Source organism: Mycobacterium sp. 20KCMC460, from assembly GCF_022179425.1.
GTDB classification, from domain to species: domain Bacteria; phylum Actinomycetota; class Actinomycetes; order Mycobacteriales; family Mycobacteriaceae; genus Mycobacterium; species Mycobacterium kiyosense.
In genome coordinates this window covers 3,458,093-3,471,125 of the sequence record NZ_AP025524.1, presented here as the reverse complement: position 1 = coordinate 3,471,125, position 13,033 = coordinate 3,458,093, and the positions used below count along the sequence as shown (strand labels likewise).

The 13,033-nt window shown below is 62.7% G+C and carries 11 protein-coding genes and 3 pseudogenes; 8 read left to right on the top strand and 6 right to left on the bottom strand.

From position 1 onward, the window contains the following. The first annotated feature begins 63 nt into the window (after window positions 1-63). The 8 genes and pseudogenes from MKCMC460_RS16095 (at window position 64) to MKCMC460_RS16060 (ending at window position 7,093) form a co-directional block, all read left to right on the top strand. Window positions 64-1,505, top strand: a pseudogene (locus MKCMC460_RS16095) (hypothetical protein). A 246-nt stretch (window positions 1,506-1,751) separates the two neighbouring features. Continuing rightward, complete coding sequence (locus MKCMC460_RS16090) at window positions 1,752-2,513, top strand: hypothetical protein (protein ID WP_238304560.1); 762 nt, start codon at window positions 1,752-1,754, stop codon at window positions 2,511-2,513. Continuing rightward, a complete protein-coding gene (locus tag MKCMC460_RS16085) occupies window positions 2,443-3,072 on the top strand; it encodes a P-loop NTPase fold protein (RefSeq protein WP_238304559.1) in 630 nt (209 codons plus the stop codon). Before MKCMC460_RS16090 ends, MKCMC460_RS16085 begins: the two co-directional genes overlap by 71 nt. Next, window positions 3,029-4,198 (top strand): P-loop NTPase fold protein, encoded by a 1,170-nt coding sequence (locus tag MKCMC460_RS16080; RefSeq protein ID WP_238304558.1) that lies wholly within the window; start codon window positions 3,029-3,031, stop codon window positions 4,196-4,198. The genes MKCMC460_RS16085 and MKCMC460_RS16080 overlap by 44 nt, the downstream gene beginning before the upstream one ends. A gap of 502 nt (window positions 4,199-4,700) precedes the next feature. Beyond that, window positions 4,701-5,054, top strand: coding sequence for a hypothetical protein (locus MKCMC460_RS16075; RefSeq protein ID WP_036446029.1), 354 nt, complete (start codon window positions 4,701-4,703; stop codon window positions 5,052-5,054). A 5-nt stretch (window positions 5,055-5,059) separates the two neighbouring features. Then, the gene (locus MKCMC460_RS16070; protein ID WP_238304557.1) at window positions 5,060-5,503 is read left to right on the top strand and encodes a hypothetical protein; all 444 of its coding nucleotides are present in this window, start codon (window positions 5,060-5,062) and stop codon (window positions 5,501-5,503) included. Continuing rightward, entirely contained in the window at window positions 5,493-6,341 is an 849-nt protein-coding gene (locus MKCMC460_RS16065; protein ID WP_238304556.1) for a hypothetical protein, read from the top strand. The genes MKCMC460_RS16070 and MKCMC460_RS16065 overlap by 11 nt, the downstream gene beginning before the upstream one ends. Next, window positions 6,338-7,093 carry a TatD family hydrolase gene (locus tag MKCMC460_RS16060; protein WP_236983320.1) on the top strand — a complete coding sequence of 252 codons (756 nt, stop codon included), beginning with the start codon at window positions 6,338-6,340 and terminating at the stop codon, window positions 7,091-7,093. The genes MKCMC460_RS16065 and MKCMC460_RS16060 overlap by 4 nt, the downstream gene beginning before the upstream one ends. A gap of 269 nt (window positions 7,094-7,362) precedes the next feature. On the opposite strand, the gene MKCMC460_RS16055 is transcribed toward MKCMC460_RS16060, so the two are convergent. The 6 genes and pseudogenes from MKCMC460_RS16055 to MKCMC460_RS16030 all read right to left on the bottom strand — a co-directional run bounded on the left by MKCMC460_RS16055 (window position 7,363) and on the right by MKCMC460_RS16030 (window position 12,749). Further along, window positions 7,363-8,328, bottom strand: a complete 966-nt coding sequence (locus tag MKCMC460_RS16055; protein WP_236983322.1) for a hypothetical protein — start codon at window positions 8,326-8,328, stop codon at window positions 7,363-7,365. 171 nt (window positions 8,329-8,499) lie between these two features. After that, a pseudogene (gene istB, locus MKCMC460_RS16050) lies at window positions 8,500-9,389 on the bottom strand (IS21-like element helper ATPase IstB). Further along, window positions 9,386-11,061: pseudogene (istA, locus tag MKCMC460_RS16045) on the bottom strand (IS21 family transposase). The pseudogenes istB and istA overlap by 4 nt, the downstream one beginning before the upstream one ends. Window positions 11,062-11,561: 500 nt before the next feature. Next, window positions 11,562-11,897: a type II toxin-antitoxin system PemK/MazF family toxin gene (locus MKCMC460_RS16040; RefSeq protein ID WP_238304555.1), complete on the bottom strand. Its 336-nt coding sequence runs from the start codon at window positions 11,895-11,897 to the stop codon at window positions 11,562-11,564. After that, window positions 11,894-12,127 carry a hypothetical protein gene (locus tag MKCMC460_RS16035; protein ID WP_236983326.1) on the bottom strand — a complete coding sequence of 78 codons (234 nt, stop codon included), beginning with the start codon at window positions 12,125-12,127 and terminating at the stop codon, window positions 11,894-11,896. Before MKCMC460_RS16035 ends, MKCMC460_RS16040 begins: the two co-directional genes overlap by 4 nt. Before the next feature lie 139 nt (window positions 12,128-12,266). After that, on the bottom strand, window positions 12,267-12,749 hold the full coding sequence (locus MKCMC460_RS16030) for an HXXEE domain-containing protein (protein WP_255735949.1): 483 nt from the start codon (window positions 12,747-12,749) through the stop codon (window positions 12,267-12,269). Between the last annotated feature and the right edge of the window lie 284 nt (window positions 12,750-13,033).

Here is a 13,033-nt window from a genome sequence, read left to right as displayed (position 1 = left end):
TCTGTAAGCCGCGGCCGACCACGTGTGACTAACGGGGCCGTCGAATGCAGCCGCTGCCACCGCATGGCCAACAGACTGCGGGTCTACTGGCCGGGCGATCAGCTGTGCAACAGCTGCTTCTACACGGCCATGCGCACCCACGGGCTCTGCCCGACCTGCGGACACGACGGCGTCCTGCCCGGCCGCCGAAACCGCGCCGACCCACGCCCCGTATGCATGACCTGCGCCGGTATCCCCGGCAACTTCACCTGCACAATCTGCCAATGCGAAGGCGAGATGTACCGCCGCGGCCAATGCGCCCGCTGCGCCCTACGCGACGACCTCTGCAAGATTCTTCTCCACCATCCCGCCGACCTCACTGCCATGCAGACTTTGATCGAAGTGCTCTGCGGCGTCGACCGGCCGGAAAGTATCCTGACCTGGAAACGCAACATCGAGGTACTGCAGCTGCTTGGCGGAATCACCTCCGGCGCAATACCACTCACCCACGACGGCCTCACGGCGGCGGGTCGCGGTAAACACGTCAGCCACCTGCGGTCAATCCTGGAACACCACGGGCTGCTCCCGCCACGCGACGAGCACCTCGCACGGTTCGAACTGTGGCTGGCCGCAAAACTCGATGCCATCGACTCCCCCACAGTTCGCACCCCGGTCGAGCAGTTCGCGAGCTGGCACCACCTACGCCGCCTTCGCAGTGAATCCAAACCCGGCCAATCATCCGACGGCCCGAAGCGATCGGCGAAACAAGAGATCACCGAAACCATCAAATTCCTCACCTGGCTTGAACACACTCACCAGCGCACCATCGCCGACTGCACGCAACAAGACGTCGATGAGTACCTCACCTCAGGCCCGACCACCCGTCACCTGATCCGAACATTCTTCATCTGGGCCAAAAAGAGCAAGCTCAACGTCGCCGTGCTGATCGGATTCAGAGAGGCGAAAACCGCCCCGACGATCACCCATGACCAACGCCTCGCCTGGCTCAAAGAACTGCTCACTGGCGACTCCGAAACCCTGCCCTACCGTATTGCCGGCATCCTGCTGCTGCTCTACGCCCAGCCACTAACCAAGATCGCCGCCCTACAGTCGACGGCCATCTCCTACGCCGACGGAGAGACCCGAATTGCGCTCGGAAGGAGCCGATATCGGTTCCCGAACCCTTCGCCTCTCAGCTCAACTATCACCGCTACAACCGACCGAACCTCCGGACAGCCGGTGGCGCGATCGGCACGCCCTGGCTGTTCCCCAGCAGCCGACCCGGACGGCATATTGACCCGCAGGCCATCATGCAACGCCTGCGGGCGCTAGGCGTCAACATGCTCGGATCACGCAACACCGCTCTCCAAGAACTTGTCTCCGAGATCCCCGCTCCCCTGGTCGCCGAAATGTTCGGATACAGCGACCAAGTCACTCAACGCCACGCTGCGCTCGCGGGAACGACCTGGGCCAACTACGCGACTGCACGGAACGTGGCGAATTCGAAGAAGGAAGCGGATTGGTGAATCTCCCTGAGCATGAGGAGCGATACATCCGGGACTACGTCAACAGCCAATCGCCCGACGATGATCAGGCTGGGTTGGTCCAAAAGATTGGATCGCGACGCGTCCTGGGCCGTACCCACGAAACCTACGATGTGCATTGCACATCCACGCGCTGGTGGGTGATCACCAACCCCACTGAATCTCTACCTACAGACGGACTTCCCGCAGGCCGAACAAGCATTGATATTTCACATCGGCCTCGGTGCAATGATCGCCGAACGGAGTCGGTCGGAAATCGACAGCGAGGACGAAGTCCACGTCTCCACGTCGTGGCGTCGCTACCGTCAGGCAGTTCTGGCGATGAACGAAGCGACCGAAGCCGAGGACTACCAAGCCGTCGGAATCAAGTGCCGAGACGCGCTCATCGCTATGGCGAAAGGACAGGTTGACGCGGAATGGTTAGGCGAGGTCGCCGAGCCACCTAAAGCCGCGGACTTCAAAGCTTGGGCCAATATCTATGCAGACCGTCTCGCCGACGGGCGCATGCGGTCTTATGTAAAAGCCCTCTCGGAAAAGACTTGGGATCTGACGGTCTGGCTCCAACATTTCAGCAATGCAACCGAATTCGACGCAGACATCGTCCTCGGCGCTACGGCGCATCTGCTCAGCACATTCGGTAAATTGATTCGCCGAACCGAATCCGACGAACCCGAGCGATGTCCTCGATGCGAGTCCTACAAACTTGCTGAGGACATCGAACCCGATGACTCTGGCGAAGGATTTTACGAGTCCATCGTCTGCAGCGCGTGCGACTGGCGATCAGAGCCCACCTACACCTCATGGGCTGAACACCTCAAAGACGCTGACATCGAAGGATACTTATCCGGGCCGGGCTCGGTCTGTGCGACCGGTTGCACCATGACCACAACGATGACGAGAAGTGATAGCGAGGCAGGCAATGGCGGCGACACCCCCACAGATCCGGCTCTGGGACGACAACCCCAGCACCTTGGACCTCCTCGGGTTTGACGCCGTGGTCGAGCCAATCGTTGCCGCGGTCCGCGAACGCAACATCCATCCGCTTACGCTGTCGGTGCAGAGCCCGTGGGGCGGCGGGAAGTCCACGATCCTGAAGCTCATCGAGGCCGAATTCAAGGACGACGACACCTGCTTCGTCGTCTCCACCAACCCGTGGGCCTACGACGACCAGGTGGACGTCAAGGGCACGCTGATCTCTGAGATTCTGCATGGCATCGAGAGTCAGATCCCCGATCCAAGTATCAAGGCCAAGGTCGCTGAGAAGGCGAAGGAGCTGCTCGGACGCATCAGCTGGAGCCGCGCTGCGGTCGCTATCGCCAAGGGAGCACTGACATTCCAGGTCGATCCGAAGCAGATCGCTGAGATCTTCCAGCCCAAGGACCCGGGGGGGCCGGACTCGATGGCGGGCTTCAACGACGCCTATAAGGAACTGCTCGCGCTGATCCCGAACGTCGAGCGCGTGGTCATCCTCAGTCGACGACCTCGATCGCTGCCTACCAGATGCAGTGACGGCAACGCTGGAGGCCATCAAGCTCTTCCTCTCAACTGAGAAGATGGTGTTCGTCTTGGCAGCGGATCAGGACATGGTTCGAGACGCCATTTCAGTCAGCCTGGATGGTGCTCGACGCGGCGACATCTTTGCCAAGCGCTATCTGGAGAAGATCGTTCAGCTTCCGATCGCGCTGCCGCGCCTGTCCGCCACCGACGCAGAGGCTTACATCGGCCTCTTGATCGCCGGCCGCTCGATGAAGGAGACGGACCTGCGTGTCCTAGCTGCGCACGTTCGTGCGCGACGGAACGCCCATCAGACCCCGCTGCTGCACGACTTCGAAGCACTGGCCGTCAAACCGGCCGAGGACGATCTCGCGCTGGCGACCCAGCTCGCCGAAGGCTTGAGTGCGGACCGCCGCTCGAATCCCCGCCAGATCAAGCGCTTCCTCAACGCGTTCGGTGTCCGGGAGTCCATCGCTCGCGCTCGCGGCGTTACGATCCCGCCAGCCGTCATGATCAAGATGCTGCTGCTGGAAGAACTCCACCGCACGTCCTTTAACACCTTGGCGGCCGCGAATGTCCAAGAGCGCAAGACGATGGTGGCCCGATGGGAGGCATGGTCGAACCCATCAGGTGAGGAGGGCGAGGACGCGACCCTTCCAGAGGGGATCGACGAATCGACAAAGGAGTGGGCCGCCGCCCCCCCTTCTCTCAGCAGCGAGAACCTTGATCCCTATCTCACACTCGCCGCGAGCTTGATCAACGTCAGCATGGGTGCTCAAGTCTCCGATGAGGTGCTCGCGCACATCAACGACTTGCTGGGTGCGAGTGAAGCTGCACGGAACGTGGCCGCCGACTCCCTGAGCGAGCGCGGCGAAGACGAACAGCTGGCAGCCCTGGATGTTCTGTTCGCGACGACCAAGCGTATGGAGGACGGCGAAGCGGTGATCCGCGGCGCCGTGCTCTGGGTGGGGAAGACTCCCGCACTGGAGCAAGCAGCAGCAGCCGGAGTCGAGGCCCACTGCTGGGGAGTACGTCTGACCCCAGGAGCCGTCGTCGAACTCGCGACCAGCGGACGACCCGCGCTCATTGGGCTGGTGCGACGCGCGGCTCAGGACACCTCGCTGCACCCTTCCACTCAGGCGGCGGCATGCGAGGAACTGGAACAGCTCGATGGGAACTAGCGGCGCTTACGGCGGTAGCAACTCCGCCGAATGGAACGACTTCCGGGAAGCGTGGTCAGACCTCGGCTCAGGGAGCACCGAGACCAGCACCGGCGATCCAGACCCAGCCCAATCTCCCGATTATCTCTATGAGCCGACGCAATCGGCGTCCGACCTCGACCGCGTCGGTCAAGCACTCATCGACGCCCTCTGGCGCGACGACCCGGCCACCAGAGGAAAAGCCGTCCCGACCATTCCCCGCCCCCGTATCCCCGGCCGCCGCGGAGCCGGCGCAGAAGGAGCAGGCGGAGCGGGAGCCGGCCAAGGCTCCGCAGGGGCTGGCCGGTCTGGAAGCAGGTCCACTCGCCAGATAATCGGAGGAGCCGCACGCGGCGGCGCGACGATCGGAGCGGCGTACGCCCTGCGGGACCGCGATGCCCAGAGGCTGTCCGACTACGGCCTCAGTCTCGCCGAGTTCGACTCACTCAGCCCACGCGCTCGGATCAGCAGGCTGGTCACTCTCATGATCGGAGACGACGGGCACCCCGACGACCGAGCCATTCGCCAAGCAGCTACGGAACAGGTCAAGAAGATCGTCGCAACCGAGGGCGAACCTCCAACCGCGACCGAAGCAATCAAGGGCTTCGTCAGCGCCTATATCTTCCAACTCGGGCTCGTCGAACTCCAAGACCAGATCACCAACGGAACGCTCGACGGTAACGAGGCGGTCGTGCGCGAGCGCATGCTGCGAGGCTGGATCGACGCGAAGGTTCGTGGCCTCGACATCGACGCCAGCCCCGCACTCTCAGCGAACGCCCTACATCAGGCGGCTGCAGATCTTGCCCAACGAGCAGTTCGCGTCCTGAGGGCGAGGTAGACGACATGCCGCTAACGCATTTCCACCTATCTGGCGAAGACTCCACGAACGAAAGCCCGGCGGATCATCACCGTCTGCGGTGGCCCACCGCGGCCGGCGAAACCGACACCGTCAAGAGTGCCGTCGGGTGGTCGCTGCCCTCACTGGGCCCAGTCCCGACGCAGGCCATCGATCTGGTTCGCATCGCTGGTGGTGCATACCTCGTCGACCGGCTCTCCGGCAGGCCGAGCGCATTCACCCGACGACTTCACCTCACTGTCGAGGTCACGGATCCCACGCCATGGGAAGGCGAAGCGATCACCCAACTCGCCCAGCTGCTGTTCTGGCTCACCGGTGACACCTGGGAGCTCGAGCTAACCCAGGACCCCATCACCCCCGAGGATTCGGCCGCCCAAACCTCTGAAGGACTGGAGGCTATCGCACTGCTCAGCGGAGGACTTGACTCCTGATCTTGGCGCACTGCACCTACTCTCCACTCTGAGCGAGCCGCCGCTATTCGTCGGCCACTACGACACCGCCACCGCCGTCCGTCGTGCCCAGAACACCGTCCGCAAATGGCTCCAGGAGGCCTTCTCCCCCGCGCCCTCATACACCCAGATCGAGTTCGCACAAGTCGCGGACAAGAAAGAGAGCTCCAGCCGAAGCAGATCCTTGCTCTTCGTCGCACTCGGGATCGCCGTCGCAACCAGCCGTGGCGTCTCCACCCTCTTCGTGCCAGAGAACGGATTCACCAGCCTGAACCTGCCACTGCATCCCAACCGGGCCGGTGCGCTCTCCACGCGCTCCACCCACCCCGAAACCTTCTACCGAGTCAACGCGCTCCTTCAGGCGATCGACCTTGCAGTAACGGTGACTAACCCCTTCGCCTCATATACCAAAGGTGAAGAGATGCGCCTCGTCGCTGATAGCCACCCACCGAGCGGCTGGGATCGCGTCGCAGGACTCACGGTCTCATGCAGCAAGCTGGACGGCGCTCGGATCAAGGGTGGCAACTCCACCCTCAACTGTGGCCTTTGCTACGCGTGTATCACCCGTCGTGGCGCATTCATCGCGGCCGGCGTCGACGACCCGACCATCTACCTGTCCAACGAACTCACAGGAGACGCGCGCCTTGAACTCCTGGAACGGCGCTATAGCGACCGGGCCGCAATCTCCTACGCGACAACCCGCGGTATCGACGACGACGCGATTGACGCAGGCACCTGGCCCCCAGACGCCGACCTCGACCAGATCAGCGAACTCGCCCGCCGCGGGCTTGCCGAACTCGGGAAAGTGGCCCTGACGTGACCGGCTCCATCCTCCCCGCATTGGACGCGCACGCCCACATCGCACCGGACGTCACGCCAGCACAGATCGCGGCGCTCGGGCAGTCCGTGGTCTTCGCGATGACTCGAAGCCTGCACGAAGCTCGCCAAGTCCGGAACCGACGAGAGACTGCACTTGTCTGGGGGATCGGTGTCCACCCCGGCGTAGCGATAGCACGCGAGGCATGGGATTCGGAGCAGTTCACTGATCTCCTTGGCTCTTTCGCATTGGTCGGTGAGATCGGTCTGGACCGTCGTGGCGGTGACATGGCGCGGCAGCGCTCGATATTTAAGGAGCTGCTGAGTATCGTCCGTGACGAACCGGTGCTGCTCTCCATCCATAGCAGCGGTGTCGCAACCGAGGTTGTCGAGCACCTCCACGACGCCGACATGCGCGGCGCGATCCTGCATTGGTTTAACGGTGATGCCACCGACGTCGCACGCGCCCTCGAAGCCGACGCCTACTTCTCGGTTAACGCTGCGATGTCCGAAGACCAGATCCGGCTGCTGCCCCCTGAAAGGGTCCTGTGCGAGACGGACTTTCCTGCTCGCAAGGTCCGCGCTCGTAAACCCGCCGACATACAACGAATCGAACAGCGCCTGAGCCAGTTCTGGAACAAGACACCCGAAGAAGTCCGCGCCCAAACCTGGTGGAACCTCCGCACCCTGTGTGAACAATCCGGAGCCATCGAACGACTCCCGGAGTCTGTTGCAGACACCCTCCTCTACCTATAGGGCCCATGGGCCATCAGTGGCCCACTCCCTGCCAGGAATACGGCGCAATCGAATATGGCCGGGTTACTAGCAGAGTCAAATTAGATTGCCCTGCAATTGGTTTCGCAGAATGCTAACTACCGCACCTTTGCAGATTCCCAGGGTACGTTGACATGGATGAGAACACCAGCCGCGATAGGGCTCCGCCCCCGGCACCCCGGGCAAGGTCTGCGACAGCCAAAAGGGTTCTTCGGCTTTTGGTTTCGAGCGCGGGCGCTGTCGAGCCAGCATCACTGCGGCGGTGATGATTTCCGCCAGGGTGGTATGCCTGTCTGTCCATACAGCGCACGCTGTAGGCGGCCGAGTGCAGGCCGCGGCGTCTCGTTGTGGTATTCCCGATACACGCCGAAAGCCACCAACACGTTACCCATGAATTTGCTGTCGTCATCGAGGCCCTTCGTTCCCTCATCGAGGTAGTCGTGCATCGTTTCGCCAGTTGCCCCTTCTGCGAGACGCTTATTGATCTCGCGGTACATCATCAGAGCCCATGAGGCACTAATTCGCGCGCGATGTCGATGCAGCCAGAGTTCACGGAACACTCTGAGTTCGGGCGTGACGTCGACATCGGTGAAGTAAGTGGAGGCGCCTGCGGGGATCTTCCAAGCCGAACGTCGCTTCGACCGGGTGGCCCATTTGCGGCCTACCGCGTGGGCTGATCCTCGTACAGTGATTGCGCCGGCGCGGGTGCCGTGTTCGTGGGCGGCGAGAGCGGGCCACAGGTAGAGCTCTGCAGTAATGTGTCCGCCCGGCTCCAGCCGGATGGGGTTCGCCAGGTCGGGCGTCAGATCCTTCGGATCGGTTTCCTTTTGGAGGAACTGCCACGTCTGGATGGTTGAACGCCGTCGCCGTGGGGTCCAGCGATAGCGGCGCCGGACCTCGTAAGAGATGTTCTCGACCGACACCGCTGTGCGGCCCACGTTGGTGACCCTTATTCGGCCGTACTCGATGCCGAAGGGCGACATGTCGTTCATGCCGGATCTTGCAATGTCTGTGAAGGCGGGCCGTCCACGACCGGTCGTGCTCCACGTTTGCCGCCCACCTTCGTCGGCGTAGCAGAACACCAGCTGCACCTTGAGCCGCGCTCCCGAGAGCTTGTACAGGGCGAGATTGGCCAGGAAACCGAGGAGCGCCACGGTCGCGCTGCATATCGAGACGACGAGTGCGGCGATTGATAGTCCGCTAACGGGATCAGCCACGCTACGTAAGCCTAGGTCGCCGGCGGCCACTTCTTCGCAAAGGAAATCCGTGTACCGCTCACGCGTCGCGGATGTCTACCTAGTCGCGCTCTGGCTGGACGCGCACCCCCCCCCCCCTCGTTCGCCATCGCCGCGTCCAGATTGACCGGGTAGGCACCTCAGCTCTCTATGTCAACCTGACTCAGGACCACTGTGACGGCTTGATTCGGGACCACCTCGGCGAGGAGGTGGTGGCTCAGGCGTCTTCGTAGGCTGTGATCGCGAGCTGCTACCGCGGGTATGGCTGAGCCGGTATGAGGTGGTGCCGGTTTCGATGATGGTGCCGTGGAAGGTGAGTCGGTCGACGATCGCGGCGCAGAGTCGGGGTCGGTGAAGGTTTTGGTCCAGCCGGAGAAACTCTCGTTGGATGCGATGGCTACTGACGCCTTTTCCTCGCGTTCAGTGAGTACTTGGAACAGCAACTCCGCGCCCCGGCGGTCGAGTTCCATGTAGCCGAGTTCGTCGATACATAAAAGATCGACGCGGCCGTAGCGGGCGATCGTGCGGGCGAGTTGCTTTTCATCGGCGGCCTCGACGAGTTCGTTGACCAGTTTGGTCGCCAGTGTGTAGCGGACGCGGAAGCCTTGCTCGGCGGCGGCGGTGCCCACACCAATGAGCAGGTGGGACTTGCCGGTGCCCGAGTCGCCGATCAGGCAGAGCGGGTCGCCTCGGCGTATCCAATCGCCTTGGGCGACGGTATGTACGGTGGCGGCGTTGATGTTTGGGTTGGCGTCGAAATCGAAGTCGCCCAACCATTTCTGACGTGGAAACCCGGCCGCTGCGACTCGCCGCAAGGTGGATCGGCGGTCCCGGTCATCGCATTCGGCCAGGAGCAGTTCGGCGAGGAAGCCGTGGTAGGTGAGCTGTTCACGCTCGGCGACTTTCACTGCTTCGTCGATCACCGCACGCACGGTCGGCAACCGCAGGCGTCGGCATGCGGAATCGACGGCGGCTTGGGCCGCTTGTGGGGTCATCCCGCGTTGGCGGCGCAGGGTGTTGGTGACTTTCGTGGCCGTGCTCATGATCCAGTCGTTCCTTCCATTCCGTCACCGGGTGGCGGTGTTGGGGGTCTGCGTTGGAGCAGCTCGTCGTAGGCCGCGACGTCAGGCAGCGGCCGGGTGTCGGTGGCAGGCCGGCGATCACGGTCGCTGGATCAGCCAGGCGGCGCTGGGTCAGACTGACGACCCGGTAATCGACGGTATTGGCATGGTTACCGGCGTGACGGTCTGATTCGAGACCACCACCGGCGGCATGCAGGCGTGCTTCGACCGCGACCACATCCGCTGAAACGGCACCGACCGACAGGGCGGCGTGGATCCCGGCGATCACATCGGTAGCGCGCATGCTGCGGTGCAGCAGCAGCACGTCGATTAGCGAGCGAGTCCCGCCAGCATCGCCGTCGACGCGGCGGGCCTGCTGCCAGAACGCCTCGTGCGCTGCGGTGAAAGTGCCGGCGGCGCGGGCCTGAGCAAGCGCGGTGGAGCCGGGCAACGCGCCGGGTTTGCAGTGCAACACCTCCAGATAGTGGTCGAGGTTGATCGATTGCCCGTTGCGGGTCGTGACGCGTTCATGGCGTGCGGCGATAGTGCGGCCGTCGAAGACGACCAACTCCGAGGCCCGCAGCGACACCCTGACTTTGCGTCCGATCAACCGGGCGGGAACCGAGTACTTCGCCGACCGCGCCGTGATCAGCGCCGACCGGTCCACCCGTGGATGCAGCACCAGCCCCGGGTCGAACCGCTCGGCAGGCAGAGCGGCGAGATGTTCTCGTTCGGTCTGGAAGTCCTGGCCCACGGCGTGCAGCCGGCCGGTGACCCGCCGATGATCCTCACGTGCTTCGCAGCGGCGGATGTAGTCGTTGAGCTCTGACAGCGAGTCCACTTCCGGCATGGGCGTGAGCCAGGTGCGGCGGAAACGTCCGATCTCGCCCTCGACTCCGCCTTTCTCGTGGGCGCCTTTCACTCCCGGCTGGCAGTAGAACGGGTCGAACCCGTAGAACGATCTGAACAGCACCCACCGGTCGTTCTCGACCCTGCCCCGACCGCGGCCGAACACCACCGAGGTGACCGCAGACTTCAAGTTGTCGTAGCGGATATGGCGCACCGGGATGCCGCCGATCACGTCGAATGCTTCGATGTGGCCTTCGAGGAACGCCTCCTGCGACTGAGTCGCATACACCCGATGGACTGCCTTGCCGGACATCGACATTCGGAAAACGAACATGTAGCAGCGGGTTCTGACACCAGCGAGGATGACGTGAACCTCGCCGAAATCAACCTCAGCTTCAGCGCCGGGCGGGTGTTCCTGCGGCACGAACGCTTCCTGCGCCTGCTTACCGGACTCGGCGATGATCTCCGCACGACGGACCCGGACATAGTCACGCACCGACGAATACGACACATCCTCAACGCCGTGTTCATCGGCCAGACGATTGCAAATCCTTGTCGCAGTGTGGCGTTGCTTGCGGGGCGCATCCAGATCGGTCCGCAGCATCGCATCAATCGCAGGTTTGAGCGGGCCCAGTTTCGGCGACTCCCGCACCGGTGTCTTCCGCCTCGGCGGCTCCGGATTCGCCAACGCGTGCCGGACCGTATCCCGGCCAACCTTGTACTTACGAGCAAGCGCCCGAATACCCAAACCCTCGACCCGGGCGTCCCTACGTATCTGGGCGAACAGCTCCACACGACTTCCCATCCGGAACCCTCCGACAGCGAGCCAATAATCGACACGCCAACCGTCGAGGGTGGTCCTGAATCAAACCGTCACAACACACCGGTCTGAAAGAAGGTGGTCCTGAATCAGGCCGTCACACCGGTCCTGAATCAAACTGTCATAGCCACCTCAGCAAACCACCGAACCACGCCCCGCTCCACACGATGCACCGGAACACGTGTCGCAACGATTATGTGCGGACGGGGCCTCTACCCCGCTGCGCCCTCAGGCGCCCGCGACTAATACCGGAGGAATACGGCGGAATCGTATATGGCGGGTTACCAGTAAAGTATGCCGTATTACCCTGTGTTACATCGGTTTTCGATACCGGCCGTACTGAGAGGGCCCTTTGTCGGATGGCACGGTGATTGGGATTTGGGCGAGGTCTACGGTCTCTTCAGATCGTTGACTGCAACAGCCATTGCAGCAGTGTACGACGTTTTCTAAGACGACCGCTGGATCCGACCACCGTCGACATTGCGCTAGAGATCCAAGACGAAGCGCAGTGCTTGGTCAATGGCTTGCATCTGCTCTGGACTAAGCATTCCCTGGCGAGATGACAGTCGTTCGATGGAGACCACTCGCAACTGGTCGCAGCGTGCGTATGAAGTGTGGTCCAGCCCGCTGCTCGCCGGCTCGAGTTCGATGTGACTTCGCAGGCCGTAACCAGCGGTGGTGATCGGGACTACGACCACCAGACCGCCCGGTCCGTTGTTGAGGATGTCGACCGATACCACCACCGCCGGGCGGCGAAAGGCTGGCTCGCGCCCGACCGGTTGACCGAGGTCGACGTGATAGACCTCCCCCCGCCAGATCAAGCCAATGCGTCCCACTCGTGGCGCTCGGCGAGGTATTGCTCCCACAGTTCAGGGTCGCTGCGCAGGCGCTGGTAGTCCCCATTGAGCCCTCGCAGGAACTCCTGCCTCTCCAAAGCGTCGATGGCTGCGTGGACGACGTCGACGACGGTGGTTTGACGAGCTTTGGCCAGAGATTGCAGTCGCTCAGAATCGGGTCGGCGGACTCGGACTGTTGTGGTTTCTGCAGCCATGGAACCAGTGTAGACGAATTGTAGACCAGGCACATGAGGCCGTCATGATCCCCGTTGGCCGCGGACCCGTTTCGCGGGTCGTGACACTTTGACGCGCCGCGTTCTGTTCGACGAACACCGCGTTGAGCACGGATTGGACTCACCTGGTGAAGAGCAATCGTTGAATGGCTGCCGCGTGCCGATGGAGCTGCCACAGGTTCGCAGCGAATCCGGCACCGAGGACGATCGTTGCCGTGCCCCACAGGCCGACGTTGAGCCCGCTGATGTACGCGTAGACGATCACGACCATGTTCAGCACGAGGGTGATTGCCGCAGTGCTACTGCCCGGATTCCACGCCTTTACCCGTGCGGCGAATACCAAGTGGCCGACAAGGTGGATTGAGTTCAGGGTGGCGAGCGCGATGATGACCGCAAGCACCCCCGCCCACACTGCGGCGGCGAGGACCAAGCAGAACAGGATGATCTCCTCGCCGATCATGACCGCGATCGCTTCAGTCGACGGATAGGACGCTTGCCGCCGAATCCAAATGTCCTGGGCGAATCGAGGATCGTCGCGGTGGCGATCGATCCAGGGGCGGATTCGGATGATCTCTTCGAATTCGTGCACCACGAAGAGAGCCATTACCCAGAACGCCGCAGCTCCGATGTCCATTATGTTCTCCCTTCCCTACCTGCCGGCCGAATCATTCGCGCGGGAAAGTGACGTCCCTGGAACGGCTCACGAGGACGCGGAGGCTGCACGAGCTGCGACGGCACCCGCCCGAGGACAAGGCCGAAGTCGCGCGGCGACAACATGCTGAAGAGCAGGCACGGGCGAAGGCTCTCGAGCTCGCCGGCCACGAGGTAGCGGCTGGCAGGCCCATTTGGTGCTGGCGTGGCAGGTGCAGGTAACGCGAGACGCCGCCT

Excerpts from the sequence above, each read along its gene's own strand:
- MKCMC460_RS16090 (WP_238304560.1), top strand. The coding sequence starts at position 1,752 with ATGATCGCCGAACGGAGTCGGTCGGAAATCGACAGCGAGGACGAAGTC.
- MKCMC460_RS16085 (WP_238304559.1), top strand. The coding sequence starts at position 2,443 with ATGGCGGCGACACCCCCACAGATCCGGCTCTGGGACGACAACCCCAGC.
- MKCMC460_RS16075 (WP_036446029.1), top strand. The coding sequence starts at position 4,701 with ATGATCGGAGACGACGGGCACCCCGACGACCGAGCCATTCGCCAAGCA.
- MKCMC460_RS16070 (WP_238304557.1), top strand. The coding sequence starts at position 5,060 with ATGCCGCTAACGCATTTCCACCTATCTGGCGAAGACTCCACGAACGAA.
- MKCMC460_RS16035 (WP_236983326.1), bottom strand. The coding sequence starts at position 12,127 with ATGGCTGCAGAAACCACAACAGTCCGAGTCCGCCGACCCGATTCTGAG.
- MKCMC460_RS16030 (WP_255735949.1), bottom strand. The coding sequence starts at position 12,749 with ATGGCTCTCTTCGTGGTGCACGAATTCGAAGAGATCATCCGAATCCGC.